This window comes from Lamprocystis purpurea DSM 4197 (assembly GCF_000379525.1).
Classification (GTDB): Bacteria; Pseudomonadota; Gammaproteobacteria; order Chromatiales; family Chromatiaceae; genus Thiodictyon; species Thiodictyon purpureum.
In genome coordinates this window covers 8,479-24,720 of sequence record NZ_KB902397.1, presented here as the reverse complement: position 1 = coordinate 24,720, position 16,242 = coordinate 8,479, and the positions used below count along the sequence as shown (strand labels likewise).

The 16,242-nt window shown below is 62.1% G+C and carries 18 protein-coding genes and 1 CRISPR repeat array; of the genes, 11 read left to right on the top strand and 7 right to left on the bottom strand.

Going from position 1 to position 16,242, the window contains the following annotated elements; translation table 11 throughout:
• Nucleotides 1-14: 14 nt before the first annotated feature.
• Entirely contained in the window at nucleotides 15-1,451 is a 1,437-nt protein-coding gene (locus tag A39O_RS0105350; RefSeq protein WP_020503666.1) for a Mur ligase family protein, read from the bottom strand.
• Between the two features lie 60 nt (nucleotides 1,452-1,511).
• Here A39O_RS0105350 and A39O_RS43465 point away from each other — a divergent pair, with 60 nt between their 5' ends.
• Genes A39O_RS43465 through A39O_RS40400 form a run of 3 tightly spaced genes read left to right on the top strand, consistent with a single transcriptional unit; the run spans nucleotide 1,512 to nucleotide 2,217 of the window.
• Nucleotides 1,512-1,721 (top strand): type I-E CRISPR-associated protein Cas6/Cse3/CasE, encoded by a 210-nt coding sequence (locus A39O_RS43465; protein WP_407635626.1) that lies wholly within the window; start codon nucleotides 1,512-1,514, stop codon nucleotides 1,719-1,721.
• A gap of 39 nt (nucleotides 1,722-1,760) precedes the next feature.
• The gene (locus A39O_RS0105345) at nucleotides 1,761-2,084 is read left to right on the top strand and encodes a type II toxin-antitoxin system prevent-host-death family antitoxin (RefSeq protein WP_020503665.1); all 324 of its coding nucleotides are present in this window, start codon (nucleotides 1,761-1,763) and stop codon (nucleotides 2,082-2,084) included.
• On the top strand, nucleotides 2,077-2,217 hold the full coding sequence (locus tag A39O_RS40400; RefSeq protein WP_020503664.1) for a hypothetical protein: 141 nt from the start codon (nucleotides 2,077-2,079) through the stop codon (nucleotides 2,215-2,217). Before A39O_RS0105345 ends, A39O_RS40400 begins: the two co-directional genes overlap by 8 nt.
• Nucleotides 2,218-2,388: 171 nt before the next feature.
• Here A39O_RS40400 and A39O_RS36240 read toward each other — a convergent pair whose 3' ends face one another.
• The 6 genes from A39O_RS36240 to A39O_RS0105315 all read right to left on the bottom strand — a co-directional run bounded on the left by A39O_RS36240 (nucleotide 2,389) and on the right by A39O_RS0105315 (nucleotide 6,146).
• Nucleotides 2,389-2,778, bottom strand: a complete 390-nt coding sequence (locus tag A39O_RS36240; protein WP_020503663.1) for an HNH endonuclease — start codon at nucleotides 2,776-2,778, stop codon at nucleotides 2,389-2,391.
• A 15-nt stretch (nucleotides 2,779-2,793) separates the two neighbouring features.
• Nucleotides 2,794-3,240: a hypothetical protein gene (locus tag A39O_RS36235; protein WP_020503662.1), complete on the bottom strand. Its 447-nt coding sequence runs from the start codon at nucleotides 3,238-3,240 to the stop codon at nucleotides 2,794-2,796.
• The gene (locus A39O_RS41595) at nucleotides 3,237-3,512 is read right to left on the bottom strand and encodes a hypothetical protein (RefSeq protein WP_020503661.1); all 276 of its coding nucleotides are present in this window, start codon (nucleotides 3,510-3,512) and stop codon (nucleotides 3,237-3,239) included. The genes A39O_RS36235 and A39O_RS41595 overlap by 4 nt, the downstream gene beginning before the upstream one ends.
• 51 nt (nucleotides 3,513-3,563) lie before the next feature.
• Nucleotides 3,564-3,746, bottom strand: a complete 183-nt coding sequence (locus tag A39O_RS0105325; protein ID WP_211211539.1) for a hypothetical protein — start codon at nucleotides 3,744-3,746, stop codon at nucleotides 3,564-3,566.
• A gap of 110 nt (nucleotides 3,747-3,856) precedes the next feature.
• Nucleotides 3,857-4,537 carry a hypothetical protein gene (locus A39O_RS0105320; RefSeq protein WP_040527215.1) on the bottom strand — a complete coding sequence of 227 codons (681 nt, stop codon included), beginning with the start codon at nucleotides 4,535-4,537 and terminating at the stop codon, nucleotides 3,857-3,859.
• A gap of 22 nt (nucleotides 4,538-4,559) precedes the next feature.
• Entirely contained in the window at nucleotides 4,560-6,146 is a 1,587-nt protein-coding gene (locus A39O_RS0105315; RefSeq protein WP_020503658.1) for a hypothetical protein, read from the bottom strand.
• 581 nt (nucleotides 6,147-6,727) lie between these two features.
• Between A39O_RS0105315 and cas3 the strand changes: the two genes are divergently transcribed.
• From cas3 to cas2e, 8 genes are all read left to right on the top strand, one after another.
• Entirely contained in the window at nucleotides 6,728-9,343 is a 2,616-nt protein-coding gene (gene cas3, locus A39O_RS0105310) for a CRISPR-associated helicase/endonuclease Cas3 (RefSeq protein ID WP_020503657.1), read from the top strand.
• Nucleotides 9,344-9,850: 507 nt separating this feature from the next.
• The gene (casA, locus tag A39O_RS0105305) at nucleotides 9,851-11,368 is read left to right on the top strand and encodes a type I-E CRISPR-associated protein Cse1/CasA (protein WP_020503656.1); all 1,518 of its coding nucleotides are present in this window, start codon (nucleotides 9,851-9,853) and stop codon (nucleotides 11,366-11,368) included.
• Nucleotides 11,365-11,811, top strand: a complete 447-nt coding sequence (locus A39O_RS0105300; protein WP_020503655.1) for a hypothetical protein — start codon at nucleotides 11,365-11,367, stop codon at nucleotides 11,809-11,811. The genes casA and A39O_RS0105300 overlap by 4 nt, the downstream gene beginning before the upstream one ends.
• The gene (cas7e, locus tag A39O_RS0105295; RefSeq protein WP_020503654.1) at nucleotides 11,808-13,070 is read left to right on the top strand and encodes a type I-E CRISPR-associated protein Cas7/Cse4/CasC; all 1,263 of its coding nucleotides are present in this window, start codon (nucleotides 11,808-11,810) and stop codon (nucleotides 13,068-13,070) included. Before A39O_RS0105300 ends, cas7e begins: the two co-directional genes overlap by 4 nt.
• Before the next feature lie 10 nt (nucleotides 13,071-13,080).
• Nucleotides 13,081-13,773 carry a type I-E CRISPR-associated protein Cas5/CasD gene (cas5e, locus tag A39O_RS0105290; protein WP_020503653.1) on the top strand — a complete coding sequence of 231 codons (693 nt, stop codon included), beginning with the start codon at nucleotides 13,081-13,083 and terminating at the stop codon, nucleotides 13,771-13,773.
• A complete protein-coding gene (gene cas6e, locus A39O_RS0105285; RefSeq protein ID WP_020503652.1) occupies nucleotides 13,770-14,396 on the top strand; it encodes a type I-E CRISPR-associated protein Cas6/Cse3/CasE in 627 nt (208 codons plus the stop codon). The genes cas5e and cas6e overlap by 4 nt, the downstream gene beginning before the upstream one ends.
• A gap of 40 nt (nucleotides 14,397-14,436) precedes the next feature.
• Entirely contained in the window at nucleotides 14,437-15,348 is a 912-nt protein-coding gene (gene cas1e / locus A39O_RS0105280) for a type I-E CRISPR-associated endonuclease Cas1e (RefSeq protein ID WP_020503651.1), read from the top strand.
• Nucleotides 15,329-15,634, top strand: coding sequence for a type I-E CRISPR-associated endoribonuclease Cas2e (gene cas2e / locus A39O_RS0105275; RefSeq protein ID WP_020503650.1), 306 nt, complete (start codon nucleotides 15,329-15,331; stop codon nucleotides 15,632-15,634). The genes cas1e and cas2e overlap by 20 nt, the downstream gene beginning before the upstream one ends.
• Nucleotides 15,635-15,719: 85 nt before the next feature.
• A CRISPR array of direct repeats spans nucleotides 15,720-16,237; the repeat unit is 29 nt; unit sequence GTGTTCCCCGCGCCCGCGGGGATGAACCG.
• Between the last annotated feature and the right edge of the window lie 5 nt (nucleotides 16,238-16,242).

Sequence of the window (16,242 nt, the reverse complement as noted above, 5' to 3'; positions counted from 1 at the left end):
ATGGCGAGCGCGATCTACCAGCCGAGCCGCCGCAGGTTGCGTTCAACCTCGTCCTGGTCGCTGTAATCGATCTTCTCGCCGTTGCGGTCGATGTAGCGCTCGTGACCCTTGCCGGCGATCAGAGCGACCCAGGGCTCTTCCGGCGGGCGGGCGGCCAGCAGGTCGAACAGATGCGCGACCGCCGCCGGTCGCTCCACGACCACGTCCAGGCTCGCGCCGGACATGCCGGTGAGGATGTCCGCGATGATCTGCTCGGGGTCTTCGGTTCTGGGGTTGTCGGAGGTGACGATCGCGTGGTCGCAGTGACGCGCCACCGCGGCGCCCATCAGCGGCCGTTTGCCGCGGTCCCGCGCGCCGCCGCAGCCGAACAGCGTCAGCACCCGGTGGCCGGGGAAGCCGGCGCGGATGGCGGTCAGGATGGTGTCGAGCGCATCCGGAGTGTGCGCGAAGTCGACGACGAAGGTCCGGTTGCCGGCCACCCGACACTCGAAGCGGCCATCCACGGCTTGCAGATGCTGCCAGTCGGTGCGCGCGCCGGTTCCCAGCACACCGTCGGCCAGCGCGACCGCCAGTGCATAGTTGCGGCGGTTGTGCGCCAGCGCGAGGAAGGGCTTGGCCGCCAATGCCCGCGGTTCCAGGGTGGGTTCGTCCAGGAGTCGGATCGCCGCCTGCGCGACCCCCGCTGCCGACAGCCGACCGGCCACCTCGGGGCTGCTGCAATAGAGCCGGCCGCCGTCGACAAGCTGGTCGAGGATGCGCACCTTGGCGGCGAAATAAGCGGCCTCGGTCCGGTGGTAGTCCAGGTGGTCCTGAGTGAAGTTGGTCCACCCGGCATCCTGCAGCGGCAACCCGTAGACGCGGCCCTGATCCAGCGCGTGACTGCTCACCTCCATCACCACCCAGTCGCAGCGGTCCTGGTAGGCGTGCAGCAGTCGACGCAATTCGAGTTGGGGCGGCGAGGTGAACCCGGTCGCGGCCAGCGGTGCCCCATCGAGCGACAGCCCCAGGGTGCCGACCGCTAGCACCCGGTGTCCGTTCGCGGCCAGAATCGACTCCAGGTACTTGATGGTCGTGGTCTTGCCGTTGGTGCCGGTGACGCCGATGAAGCGTAGGTCCGGGCGCAAGGGATAGACCCGGTCGCAGAAACGCCCGATCACCTGGGGCCAGTCCGCGGGACGGGTCACATAGACGCCCTTACCGGGCAGGCCGTCGAAGCAGTCGAGCATCCGGTTGGTGACCAGCACGGCGCAGGCGCTGTCCGCCAGGTAGCGCCGATAGATCTCCGCGTCGTCGCGGCCGTCATCGAAGCGCTGGAAGAACAGGATCGAGCCGGGGTCGCAAGCATCGGCGCGCCATTGCAGGTTGGTCAGTGCGGCCGGAGCGGCCGGCTCGCGCCGCCAGGCGAAGTCGGTGGACGCGAGGAGTTGGGAGAGTGGGTTGGTGAGCATCATGGCGGGCGAGCTTAACCGAGGCGCGGGTGCCTTGAAAGCGCGTCGTATTGCCTGCTGCGCATGCCGTCCTCGTGGGAGCGGCCTCCGGCCGCGATGCGGTCTCGCGGGATCTCGCGGCGTTGGCGTTCATGGCGGCCCCGATTGCGGCCGCATGTCACTCCCACAACATTGAGAGCCGCCGTGCGACTTTCGTGGGAAGGCGATTTCGATGGCATCGGCCCGGCCAAGGCGTTCGGCTGCGGTCTGTTACTGGTCCGCCGCTTGAGCTAAATTGTGCCCATCAATGTAGGCACAAATCGGGAGACCGCCGTGCAGACCTTTACCATCCGCGACCTCCGGGACAACACCGGCGGGATCGTTCGCGAGGCCGAGTTGGGCCGCCTGTCCGTCGTGACCAAGCATGGGCAGCCGATTTTTGTGGCCGTGCCGTTCGACGAGGCGCTGCTGCGGGAGGGGGTGGCAATGACGCTCGCCACCCGACTGTTTGATGAGGAGACCATCTCGCTGGGCAAGGCGGCGCGGCTGGCGGGGATGGGGGTTGCTGAATTCATGGATCACCTGAGCCGGCTGCGGATCCCCATTGCACGTCCGCGTCCCGGAGAGTTGGAGCAGGAGCTTGAAGCCTTTGGTTGATGTCGTCGTCGCCGATGCGGGACCGCTGATCGGCCTGAGCCGGGTCGTGAGCCTGTCGGTGCTGCCCGCGGTGTTCGCGCGTACGCTGATCACCCGGACCGTTCTGGAGATGTCGTCGTCAACCAAGCGCTGAAGACCGCCACCCTCAGTCGCTACGGGCTGACTCTACTGTGGACGCTTGTGCGCTAAGCCCGCTGGGCTCAACCGCCGGGTGCGGAAAACCGCACGTTCGGTGGTGTGGGAGGGGTGACGGGCGCAATCCCGTCACCCGACCCGATCAACGTTGATTGCAGCGGCGCGACTTTCATGGGAAGGCAATCTCCGAAACACTTGGTACCACGCTGGCCCGACCCCCAGTGACCAGGGCGACTCGATCGGAGGCCGATGCTGATGACCTGATAAAGACGTGCTCGCGGTGCCACGCCAGAAACACGCGATGCGGATCGATGAGCCGAGTGACCGAAAGCGGCCGGTCGAGCCCCAGCACCTGCCGCGAGGCGGGATCAAGCCGGTCCGAAACGATGACCCGGCCGGCGTCGTCGATGGTCATGAATCCGCGGTCGAAGGCGGCGTCGAGTTGGGGGGCAAGGAGCAGGCCATTGAACACGTCCAGCCGTTCGGCGTCGGTGTCGCAGTGCGCCCAGGGCTTGATGTGACTCGCGCGCAGTAATTCGGGGACGGCGAGTCCGGACACCGGGCACGTGCCCTCCTAGTAGTCGAGCAGACCGTTGCGGAACAGGTCCTGACCCACCCGTTGCACGACCAGTCGCTCCGCCTCCGTCGCCCGCGGGAGTGCGGCGGTCCGCTGGAGGAAGACCTGCAGCGGCGCATCCGGGAGCGCCCGCGAAAGCTGAAACGCGCGCCGGATCAAGCGGTGGAGCGACGCCGCGTCGGCCAGGCCCCGCGCCGCGCAAGCACCCGGCGGCAGTGGGTTGGTCCAGGGCGCTCCAAGGTCGGGCAGGGCCGCGCAGACCTCGCGGCGAGAGAAGGCAACGATATAGAGCGACCCTTCCAGGACGCGGAGCCAGATGCGCAGGCTGGTCTGACTGCTCGCGAAGGGAAGCCAGGCCCCATCATTCCTTGCCCCGGCCAGGTCGAAGCCGTTGTCCGTGGCCACCTTCTCCAGCAGGGTGAGCGAAATCGGGCCAGGGGTCATGCACGCCTCCCAACGGGGCGATATCCGCCAAGGCGAGTCGTGTCGCAGATCCAGTGGCCGATAGCAACCACTTGCGAAAAAAGCAAAAATCGAATCCGGGCGGACTTTCTATCGGCCACCGGCGCCTTCTTGGCCGATAGACGGCGCCACCCCGTAGCGGGTCCAATTTGTTCCGTGCACGCGAACAGCACCGTCAGGTCGGATTCGAGAGTCAGGTCGAACGCCCCCAAGCAGCGATACTGCTCCAAGTGGATGTGGGTGAAGCGGAACATGGTCGCCTAGCCGGCATGCAGCCGCTCGTGAATCCATCTGGACACTTGCTCCTAGCGCGCCCTGGCGCGAAGTGCGGCCAGGTCCGCGGCGGGGAGAATGACCGACAAGGGTTCCGCGCGTTGCAACACCGGCTCGGTCACCTCCACGAGTGCGTCCTCGAAATCGGTGACGTCATGCATCTGCCAGAATTCCGCCAATGCCTTGATGGAGTCCGTCTCGGGTAGCTTGTTCATCGTCTTTGTCATATGAATTCCCTCTCGCTAGAACGTCGTGCTCGAATCGAGGCGCGAACCGATATCCTAATTGCTGAGGAAATGGCGCTGAGGGACTTGACATCTAATGCTTAAAGAGCAGCCAATCTCTTGACTAGATCAGGTAAATATCCCGTTCTTGCAGGTTGATCGTCCATCCCGAGGAGTTGGTAGACCTGACCACCAATACCGGGGACGACGTTGCCACTCGCAGTTCGGTCTTCGTCAACCGCAAAGAAAACAAAACGAAACTTATTCGCGATGTGCGGAGGAAACTCTGAGCATAACGACTCTTGCGCATTAAAATACATCACAGGAGCAACAACATAGATTCGACTTACATTAATAGATTCTATGAGAAAGAGAATATTCGTCCTGACAACACAACTCGTCGATATGATGGACTTAATGATTATGACCTCATCGGCGGACTCAAAGCCAGGCTGGATATACTGATGGACGATCGGGGCAACGCTTGAATTATTGACAGAGTAGTGATTGTTCCAAAATACCGCAGCTAGCGTTTCATGCTCATGTTGTACAGATTCCATAACCCCATTTGCGAGGTAATCTGCATCCTCAGCGGTGGACACAACCAAACACTTACGATCACTTGGAATCTCCGCGCCAACGATGTTGCCAAGCTGCTTGCCAAGTTCTCTCATAGCAGCTTGATACTCAGTCGGAGACCCTACACTCGCAATCAATTTTTCCAACGTCGCTATAGCCGCTGCGTTGGCGAAATCGCTATATTTCCTGCTACTCTTTTTCATCATCGTGGCTTGCCACAAGCAGTTAGTTGATGAGATCAGGTATGGACAGTGACATTAAGAACCTGAAAAACTCTTCTAAAGTACTGATCTTATCCAACACATCTTGGTGGGGAACAGCATTGGGCGGCAAACTGACGCCATAACCATTTCGGCTTACCATGTAGCGACCGCCACGCAACTGAATGTCAATCCCATCAAATTCAGCGCATTTCTTGACCAGCCACTCAGGAACAGCGAACTCTTGCCTAGTCAACCCCAAGAATAGATCAGGCTTGGAGTTCTTCCGGGCTTGTGCGAAGACCTCTTGAATCGTCCTTGGGTGTTGATCAGCGCGCCAGATACCCAAGACTATCTTGAAAGCCGAATCGACCGCATCAAGCTGCCTTGACAGACACACCGACTCCAAATCTTGACGCAGATCACGATGCTCAAGAATAAGACTAATGCTCGATTCTTTATAAGGAAAAAACTCGGAGCGACAGTGCTCTCTTAAACATGCCGGTATCTTACGTTGATTGGTTTGCGCCGTAGCCTCACATGACACCAATAAGATTTGACAACTGCGCGACGACTTGAAGTATTCCTCATCGATTCGAGACTGGAGTCTGAATCTTTCTTCTATTTCATCTGTCCAATCCGCCGCTGAACCAAAAGAGTTCTTGGCCTGATAGTTCGTCTTTAATTTTTGGGAGTTATCTCGAATGCAGAGATCATCGACAAACGCCAGCTCTTGTGAAGAAATCTCAAACTGATCCAACTGCTCTTCATGCGCTGCAATCGCACAGATCCGGGCTACCGCAAAAAAATCCTCGTAAAGCCCGCCTTTCTGATTGTTGTCGCCACCAGTTCTTATGCGCTTAAGTTTTTTAGCAACTTCTGGGCCATAACTGGCATCGACGAACTCAACAAGATCCATAACACCCCATCTCCGAATAGTAGACGATTGCCATCGGAAATCGTTCGCATCGTTAAGGTAAGCTGTGTTGACTATAGTAACTGTAAACCAATGTGGACACACCGGCACGAGCGTAAATTGCCTAAGGGCGAGACGTAGGGCTGGCCGGTGGCGGAGGCATGGGCCAGGGCGTCGTAGCACTCCAGCACCAGGCGGCGGGTGCGGAACTCGCCGTGGGTGCGGGTCTCCGTGCGTTCCAGCACCGCGAAGGTGCCGAGGATCTAGTTCCCAGCGACCGTCGAGGCGGTCATCCACCTCCGCCCGCTCGACCCAGTACCGCGGCAGCGGTCGATAGTTCGGGTCCGCGAGGCGTTCGACTGGAATGTCCGGGAGCTGAGTGTCGAGTGAACCCGCTGGCCTATCGGCATAGTCGCCGAACCTGTGGTCGAAGTGATGGACCATTTTGGCCTCAAAGAGCGGCAGCATGACCTGTCCGTCTTTCAAGAAGCGGTTGCCCTCCAGCTTCCAGCCCGCCGACGCGAGCTCGTTGCGGGTACGGAACAGGCCGGAGTCGTTAGCCATGTGCAGCATGGCCATGAAGCGCAGCCCCCACGGGTTATCATCCGGATCGCCCTCCCGCCACAACACTCCGGCACGCCGCCAGGCGAAGTCGGTGGACGCGAGCAGATCAGAGAGTGGGTTGGTGAGCATCATGGCGGGCGAGCTTAACCGAGCCACGGGCGCCTTGAAAGCGCCTCGCTTTGCCGATTGGGCACGCCTTCCCCGTGGGAGCGGCCTGCGGCCGCGATGCGGTCTCGCGGGATCTCGCGGTGTCGGCGTTCACGGCGGCCCCGATCACGGCCGCAGGCCGTTCCCTCAGGGTTGGGAAAAGCCGTGTGACTTTCATCGGAAAGCGATTTCGCAAGCGCTTCTTACCGCATCGGCCCGACCCCTGGTGATCGGGGCGACTCGACCGGAGGCCGACGCTTTAGCGGGCGGCGCCGCATCCGGTTGAAGCTGGCCCCCCGGAGACGCTTCGCGCACTGTGACCTTGGAGTCAAGGGCGAGTCCGACCTGGACTGCATCCGCTGCAATTGCTGTCTGAGTGGGGTGGATACCCATGTGGGTCCGGTGTTGGAGCGTCTTCAAATCGTGTTGCGACGGAAGGCTAGCGGTTAGTTCAGGCTGCCGGTTGTCGGAGAAAATGCTCCGTTCATCCTTCAGATCATTCGGTGCGTGATCGTCTGAACCCTTCCCAGGTTATGCTCTGTGGATACTGAAGGGAGGATGGGGCGATGGGAGAAAGGGCGTCACACTGGCGTTACTGGGGCAAGGCGGATACGCAAATTGAACGGGGGCCGACGTGGCACCCCTTCGCTTACCATTCGCTGGATGTCGCGGCAGTTGCCGCGGCGTTATGGGACGAGTCCCCGTCGATCCGGCGGGCCTTCGCGAGCGCTTTCGGAGTCAACGCGGATGCGCTTGACCAACTGCGCGCCTGGGTGCTGTTCTTCGTGGCACTCCACGACATTGGCAAGGTCCACGCCGTCTTTCAACTCTTCTCGCGCGAAGCAGCAGCGCTGGCTTGGCCAGGTTTGGATGCGGACGCCCTCCAGTTCGGCTCCGGCCGTGCTTACACTCACGGCCACGAGGGGTTCCGCCTCGCGAAAAAGGAATTTGCGGCTTGGACGAACATCGCCCCAGACGATGCACTCGATGCCTGGGATCAGTGGTGCCCCTGGGTCGCTGCGGTCGCTGGTCATCATGGCGACATCCCGCGGGAACTGGACGGTGACCAACCCTTGCGAGGCTACGCACGGCCACCAATCCCAGACCAAGACGCGGATGCCCGGCATTCCTGGGTCGAGCGGGCCGCCGCACTCTTTCTGGCCCCTGCCGGTCTCGCACTGACGGACCCGCCTCCCGGATGTGAGGTTCCAGCCCGCAATCTGCTGGCCGGCTTCTGTAGTCTGTGCGACTGGATCGGCTCCAATACCGACTACTTCGATTACAGGGCGCCGGACGATCCGGAGGAAATCTATTTCACCAAACGCTGCCGCCGGATTGCCGACGATGCCATCCTGCAGCGCCTGGGGCTGCTGGCTCCGCGCCACCCCTACGATGGTCTGCCGAGCCTGCTTCAAGCCGGCGAGCAGCCCCGCGGTGTTCAGGTCCTGGTCGATTCGCTGCCGCTCACCGCTGGTCTGACCATCTGTGAGGCCCCCACCGGCAGCGGCAAGACTGAGGCTGCCCTAGCCTACGCCTGGCGTTTGCTCGGAGCCGGGGTTGCCGACTCCATCGTCTTCGCCCTGCCGACCCAGGCGACGGCGAACGCCATGTTGATCCGGGCCGAGCGATTTGCCGAGCGCGCCTTTGGCGATGCCAATGTGGTTTTGGCCCACGGGAACAGCCGACTGAATCACGAGTACCAGCGCCTGGTCGAGATCGGCCGCCGTGAGACCGCCCAGGGTGGAGAAGAGGCCAGTGTTCAATGCGCGGCCTGGCTCGCCAGCAGCCGTAAACGGGTTTTTCTGGGCCAGGTCGGCGTCTGCACCGTGGATCAAACCCTGCTCTCAGTGCTCCCGGTGCGGCACAGTTTTGTGCGCGGGTTCGGGCTCAATCGGTCGGTCCTCATCATCGACGAGGTCCACGCCTATGATGCCTACATGAATGGCCTGCTGGGTGAGGTCCTGAAACGCCAGAAGGCCACCGGCGGCAGTGCCATTCTCCTATCCGCCACGCTGAACTCGGCCGAGCGCGATCGGTTACTTGCCGCCTGGGGGAGCGCAGGTACCGAACAAGCGCCCTATCCCGCCCTCTGGACCACGCACGGCGGGCCGGCAAAGGTTCTGACGGTCCCCGCCGATCAGCGCCCGCCCGAGCGGCCCATCGCGGCCCGCCTCGCCAAACTGCCCAAAGCCTTTCCTGATGCTGGTCTCATCAAACAGATTGTTGATGCCGCTGCTGCCGGCGCCCTGGTCGGCATCGTCATGAACACGGTGGACGATGCCCAGCGCCTGACCCGGCTCCTGCGCGAGGCATCCGATCGGCCGGTGGACCTGTTCCACGCCCGTTTCCGGCTCCGGGACCGCCAGCGGATCGAGACCGACGTCATCGATCGTTATGGGCGCAAGGCGGACCGCCGCTGCGGGCGCATCCTGGTCGCCACCCAGGTCATCGAACAAAGTCTTGATCTCGACTTCGACTGGATGATCAGCCAACTCTGCCCGGCGGATCTGCTGTTCCAGCGTCTCGGGCGTCTACACCGCCACGCCGGTCGCGAGCGTCCTGACGGTTTCAACGACCCAGCCTGTGTCGTCCTGTGTCCTGAGGAGGACGATTACGGCGTCCATGCGCTGATCTATGGCGACGCCCAGCGGCTCTGGCGGACCGAGCGACTCCTTGCCGTGCGGGAACGGATCGAGTTCCCGGCCGCCTACCGCGACTGGATCGAGAAGGTCTACGCCCGGTCCCTCTGGGACGATGACGACGAGCCTGAATGGATTACCGGACAGACCATCGCCTGGCGCAGTCAGCAAGAGGAGTCCAGGCGACGCGCGGTTGAACTCACGACCATCACCGTCAAACAGTTTCGCGATGACGATCAGTGCGTGACTGGCCTGACCCGCGACGGCGAGATGAGCTTGACCGTCCTGCCCCTGCTGGCGGACGGTGTCCTGCTGGACGGACAGCGCCTGAGCGCCTTGGACGATCACGCCCGCGCGGAGACTCTGCTGCTGAACACCGTACCCGCTCCGCACAGTTGGGCGAAACGTTTCAGCGCCTGCGGCAAGGATGACGACGGCATCCAACTGATGCTGGGGCCGATCGAACCGGGAGTCTGGGTAGCGGCCGATGGCCGGTTCGGCTACTCGGTCGAGTTTGGACTAGAGAAATTGGTGGCAGCGTAAGTCTAAGCGGGGTTTCGTACTGCTGTGAAAGCCCGCTGAGAGCGGCGGCGAGTGAAGGTTGGCAGGCGTAAGGCCGATGTGGCACGAATGGAGGTCGAACACCTGGGCGACCATGATCCGCAGGACCAAAGTGCCTGGTCTTAGTGGATCGGTCAGGTGAACCAGGAGGTCCGCCTGACCGTAATCCCCGCTGCCGCGGGGAACATCAACAGATTCGCAGCGGAACCCGACCTACCTCGGTCCATCCCCACAAGGGTAGGGGAACAAGGACAGCCGAATATTAGCATCCAGAATGTCGAAAGCGTCTCCGACTTACCTCTTGCTTTTATAAAATTCTCAGCTATGCTTGTGCGTAATTGTTGTCGCCTGAGAAACCAGTGCACATGTCGAATCGCTTGCTGCCCTGAGAGATCTCTCTGATGCGTTTAGCAAATTTTGACCATTGAGCGTTGCGATTCTCTCGCTCTTGGTCGCCCTGTCGGTGATTTGGCTGCACGGAGGGCCTCGTTGAACCTACTCGACCCAGAATCTCGGTGGATACCCGTCCGCGCCAACGACGGCAGCGGCCCCTTTCGCTTGGTCACCTACCGGGAGTTGCTGTGTGAGCCCGACGTGACCTGGCGCGTCAGCCTGCCGCGCGACGACCTGGAACTCGCCTGCATCCAACTCCTGGTCTGCATGACCCAGGTCATGTTCCTGCCGGAGGACAACAAGACCCTGAGAGCACGACTGAAGACACCGCTGACGGCGGCGGACTTCGAGGCCGGCATCGCCCCCTGCCGGGACTGGTTCGACCTGAACCATCCGACTCAACCCTTCATGCAGACTCGCGGGGTCGCGTGCAAGGAAGCCACGCCGATCCAAAAGCTCTTGATCGGTCTGCCCGAAGGTAACAATCACTGCTTCTTCAACCAGACCGGGGAGGTCGCCGTACTGTCGGCCCCGCTTGCGGCTATCGCACTCTTCCATCAGGCGAGCAACTGCCCGAGCTTTGGCGGCGGCTTCAAGGGTGGTCTGCGGGGTATCGCGCCTATCACCACCCTGGTGGACGGGGCGAACCTGCGCGAACAGGTGTGGCGCAATTGCCTGACCGCGAAATGCATCAGCGACTTTCTGCCCGGGTGGACCCATGACCACGCGCAGGACCGTCCGACCTGGGTCGATCCCATCAAAGCCGGTCAGACCATCTACCCGCTCACCCAGATCGGGCTCACCCGCGGGCTCTTCTGGCAACCCGCCCATGTAGAGCTGGTCCAGGCGCCGAAATCTGGCCCTTGTGATTTACTGGGGATCGACGCCGGCGCGCGTTACACCGGCTTTCGCAAGGAGAAGTTTAATTTCACCTTGGAGGGGACTTGGCCCCACCCCCACGGCGCCCTGAGCATCCTTATCAAGAAGGGGCAACGCGAGAGCAAGTTCGCCTCTTTCACCACCGAGGCACCAGCTTGGACCCGGCTCACCGAACTGGTGGTGCAGAAACCTCCGGTGGGTGGCGAAGGTCGCCGGCCTGCGCCCGTCATTGTGCAAGCTAGGGCGGCCCTGAGCATTCAGCCCCTACACCTGTTGGTTGGCGGTTACCGCAACAAACAGGCCTCCGTGCTGGAGCGCCGCCATGAGTTGATCGTGTTGGGCCAGGGTTGGGATGATCAGGAGGGGTGCCTTGAGTGTTTGGTTGATATCGGTCTCAAAGCGAAGAAAGCCCTGCGCGGCAAGCTCTATTTCGCCGCCCAAGGTCACAAGGAAAAGAAACTGCCGGGGATCGGTACCCCCATCCATGAGACCGGCGAGCGCATGTATTACGCCCGCACCGAACGACTCATTATCGATACCTTCTCGGCCGATGCCACCTTCGACCAATGGAAATTGCGCCTTGCCGAGTACTCCGCCGACTTGGCCGCTACCTGCCTGAAGATTTTCAATGATCTTACCGAGCCTTATGCGACAAAACCGGAGTTGATCCCGATCATCGCCTGGGCGCGGCGCAGCCTCGACGCCGACCTCAACCGACTCAAGGAGGGCAAATGACCACCGAGTCACCGTACTTCACCATGTATGAGCGGTTCAAGCGGATGCCGCCGGGAGTTCAGGCGCCGCTTCGGCGCGTCGCGGAACCCGAAGACCTTCGCGATACACCAGGACTCTACCGGCTCTTTCCCGGTGCCAGTCCGACCGAGCAGCAGGTCCGAGCGGCCTTTATCCTGCCTTGGTGCAGGGAACTCAGCGGCGGCAAGAAGCTTGGAGCCGTCTGCGCGAAAGGGATTGCCGAGGCGCGAATCATCCAGATAGCCCGTGCCTTGCCTCCCGCTGACCTGATCGCCCTGCGGCGTCTCGTGATTCAGCTTCAGCCCGCGCTTGGTTGGTTGGAGGTGGCCCCCTTCGCATGGGATTGGAGCCAGGATGTTAAGCGCAAACTCGTTGAAGTCTATTTCATCGCTCTTCACAAGCTCGATAAAGGAGCCACTGCATGAACACCAGGAACTTCGTGAACCTCCATGTCTTGATCTCCCATAGCCCTTCTTGCCTGAACCGGGACGACATGAACATGCAGAAGACCGCCGTCTTCGGCGGGCGGACCCGCGTACGCATCTCCAGTCAGTCGCTCAAGTACTGGATACGCAAAAGCGATTACTACAAGGCGCAGCTCGGAAAACCTTCTGTCCGGACCCGCAACCTGGAGGGACTTATTCCCCAATTTGTGAGTGAGTTGAAGGACGAGTTTGATCCTGACCTGATCGCACAGGTGATGGAGATGTTTGTCAGGAACACCGCGGCAGAGGACGAGTCGGATGACGCGGAATCCGATGGAGAAACAGGTGCGGAAGGCGGCACCAAGAAACTCGCTGTTGCCCCTTGGGCACTCGAAGAAATCCGCGTCCTGTGCGCCATTGTCCGGGACGTGGTTCTGACGGCAGACGAGACCGCCAAGGCGAAAGAGAAGGCCGGCAAACAGAAGGGGAAGAATAAGAAGGCCGAGGCTGAGGTCATTGAAGAGGCTCTTTGGAAGAAACGAGCCAAGGCGGTTCAGGAAAAAGTCTTTTTGGTTAGAACGGCGATCGGGTCGGCGCTGGATATTGCCCTTGCCGGGCGTATGGCCACATCGGGGCTGATGACCTCTGTCGACGGCGCCCTCGCCGTTGCCCACGCCATCACCACCCACACCGTGGAGCCCCAGGACGTGGACTGGTTCACCGCCGTGGATGATCTGACACAGGACGCGGGCGAGACCGGCGCCGGCCACCTCAACACCCAGCAATTCTCAGCGGGCGTCTTCTACCGCTATGCGAGCCTCAACCTGCGCCAACTCCAGTTGAACCTGGGCCTGATCCCGACGATCGACGCCCCGGAGACACCGGAGTCCCGCGCCCGCGCGCTCGACGTTGCTCGCCATACGCTGCACCTGTTCGCCACCGTGGTGCCAAACGCCAAGCAGCAGCCTTACGCCGCCCACAACCTGGCTGACTTTGTCATCGTCAGCCTGGCGGACCAACCCGTCTCACTCGCCAATGCGTTCGAACGGCCGATAAAGGATGACAAGAAGCTCGGCGGATTCCTCCAGCCCTCGATCGAGCGGTTAGCCGACTACTGGACGCGAGTCAACCGGGCCTATAGCCTGAACGAACAGGCTCGCGCTTTCGCACTGGAGGGCGGCATCCAACTGGGCGAGCGCCCCGCCTTGGAGTCGCTCGCGGACCTTGAGCAATGGATCGCCCGCGACGGGCAAGACTGAGGGGGCGACCATGGCCGCATTCCTGATCCTGCGGCTGGACGGACCCATGCAGGCGTGGGGCACCCACACCTTCGAGGACTATCGTCCGGTCAACCTGTTCCCCACCCGCAGCGGTCTGCTGGGTCTGCTCGGTGCCTGTCTGGGCCTGGACCGCCGCGATCATGCGAGCCTGACCGCTCTGGCCGAGAGCGTCACCTTCGCCGTAAGGGCGGATGCCGCGGCCCCGCGGCCGGACGGTGATCCGCCAGTAACCAAGCCGGCACTGAAGCTGGCGGATTTCCACACCGTCCTCGACGCCCGTAAGGTAGACGGTTCAGCGAATAAGAACCCGGTCGTCTCCAGCCGGGAGTACCTGTTCGACGCCGCCTTCACGGTCGCCGTTGGCACCCGAGCCGAGGCCAGCTTCGGATTGGAGCGGATCGCCGAGGCACTGCGCCGACCCCGCTTTACCCCGGTGCTCGGACGCCGCTCTTGCCCAATCGCCCGACCCTTGTTGGAGCATGCCGAGCCGATTGAGGCCACGGACGCGCTGGCTGCTCTCGCTCAGGTCCCACCGGTTGGTGGCGTGATCTACAGCGAGGGCAAGGTCGACGGCGATCATGATATGCCGATCCGGGACGTTCCGAGTTATGGGCGAATCCGTCAGTTCGGGACCCGCCGCGTCTACCGCATTGTCGACCAAGGAACAGGAGAGGGCACATGATCCTGAGCCGCGCCGAGATCCCCTGGCCCGCCGCCCGCGACCCTTATCAACACCATCGCCACATCTGGCAACTGTTTCCAGGCGAACCGCGGGAGTCCCGTCAGGAGGACGCACAACCTCGCCAGGGGTTTCTGTTTCGGGTGGAAGACAATCGCCCCGGCGCCCCGGCGCGGGTCTTAGTCCAGTCCCGGCAGCGCCCCAGTCTTACCGGCGGGATTCGGTTGCTCGGCAGCCGCGAGTTCACACCGCAACCGTCCGCCGGGCAGCATCTGGCCTTTCTGCTCACCGCCAACCCGGTCAAGAGCATCAAAGACGCGCAGGCGGAACAAAAGCCCGGTAAGAAGCGCGACACCTGCCGCGTCCCCCTGCTCCAGGAGGACGATCAACGCGCCTGGCTCGCCCGCAAGTTGGCGGATGCCGCCGTGATCGAAAGCGTTGCGCTCCTGCCGCACCAACCGCTGTTCTTTCGCCGCGGCAACCGCGCCGGCAAGCTCGTCACCATCAGCTTTGAAGGCGTCCTGCGCGTACAGGAACCGGCCCTGCTGGTCGCGCTGCTGGAGAATGGCGTCGGCCCGGCCAAGGCGTTCGGCTGTGGTCTGTTACTGGTCCGCCGCTTGGGCTGAAGATGCGTTGCGACTCATTGAAGAGTAACACGGACACCCCATGCTCCCCCCACTCAAACCCATCGCCATGAAGGAACGCATCTCACTGATCTTCATCCAGTATGGTGAGATCGACGTACTGGATGGTGCTTTTGTCGTCATCGATAAGGAGGGCGTGCGCACCCACATCCCCATCGGCAGCATCGCCTGCATCATGCTGGAGCCCGGAACCCGCGTCTCGCACCGCGCCGCCGCGTTGGCCGCCCGCGTCGGGACCCTGCTGGTATGGGTCGGCGAGGCCGGGGTGCGGCTCTACGCCTCCGGCCAGCCCGGCGGGGCGCGCTCTGATCGGCTGCTCTACCAGGCCAAGTTGGCCCTGGATGATCAGGCCCGGCTCAAGGTCGTTCGCAAAATGTATGAGTTACGCTTCGGTGAGGCTCCACCGGAGCGGCGCAGCGTCGAGCAATTGCGCGGCATTGAGGGCGCGCGGGTCAAAAAGACCTACGCCAACCTGGCCACGCGCTTTGGCGTCGACTGGAAGGGCCGTCACTATGACGCCACCGATTGGGACAGCAGCGATCTGCCCAATCTGTGCCTATCCGCTGCCACCGCCTGTCTTTACGGGATCAGCGAGGCCGCCATCCTGGCCGCCGGCTACGCCCCCGCGGTTGGTTTCATTCACACCGGCAAGCCCCAGTCATTCGTCTACGACATGGCGGATATCGTCAAATTCGACACCGTGGTCCCGGTCGCCTTTAAGATCGCGGCCAAGAAACCCGCCCAACCGGAGCGCGAGGTGCGCCTGGCCTGCCGCGATATTTTCCGTGAGACCAAACTGCTCGGTAAAATCATCCCCATGATCGAAGAGGTCCTGGCGGCCGGCGGTCTGCAGCCCCCGGAGCAACCCGAAGAATCCGTCGGACCGGCGATTCCTGAAGGCGAGCGATTGGGCGATGTTGGTCATCGTCACTGAGAACGTACCGCCGCGGCTGCGCGGACGCCTGGCGGTCTGGCTGCTGGAGATCCGCGCGGGTGTCTATGTCGGCACCCCGTCCAAGCGGTTGCGGGAGTTCATCTGGGACCAGGTTACGGAAGGGGTAGAGGAAGGCAATGCGGTGATGGCCTGGAACACCAACACGGAATCGGGTTACGATTTCCTTACCGTCGGCAAGAACCGGCGGATACCAGTTGATTTCGACGGCCTGCGTTTGGTGAGCTTTCTGCCCCCGGATGAACCCAAGAAGCTCTTTAACAACTGAAAACGAACCCCTTTGAAATGCGGACACATTCGGTAGATTTTTTCTTGGCGAAATTCTCTAGCGAAATCCGCGAAGTATGAGCAGTGTGTTCCCCGCGCCCGCGGGGATGAACCGCATAGTTGCCAACCGAGAGAACGCTGGGGTCGTGTGTTCCCCGCGCCCGCGGGGATGAACCGCTGCGGACACTTCAAGCCCGATGATATCGGCGGTGTTCCCCGCGCCCGCGGGGATGAACCGGAACAGTGCGCGGTCTTCCGCAGCGTGAATGTGTGTTCCCCGCGCCCGCGGGGATGAACCGGCTTCGATATGCCGAGCCTGTCGTGCTGCATCGTGTTCCCCGCGCCCGCGGGGATGAACCACGCGCCACACCGCGCAGTGATCCAAGAATATCGTGTTCCCCGCGCCCGCGGGGATGAACCGTTCGGCTCTACCGCGTGGTGTTCGAGGACAGCGTGTTCCCCGCGCCCGCGGGGATGAACCGCATCCGCCGAATGCTCCTCACCGACTACGACCGTGTTCCCCGCGCCCGCGGGGATGAACCGGCGTTGTGTTCTCTGATGTGTTAATTATAGCAGTGTTCCCCGCGCCCGCGGGGATGAACCGCCAAC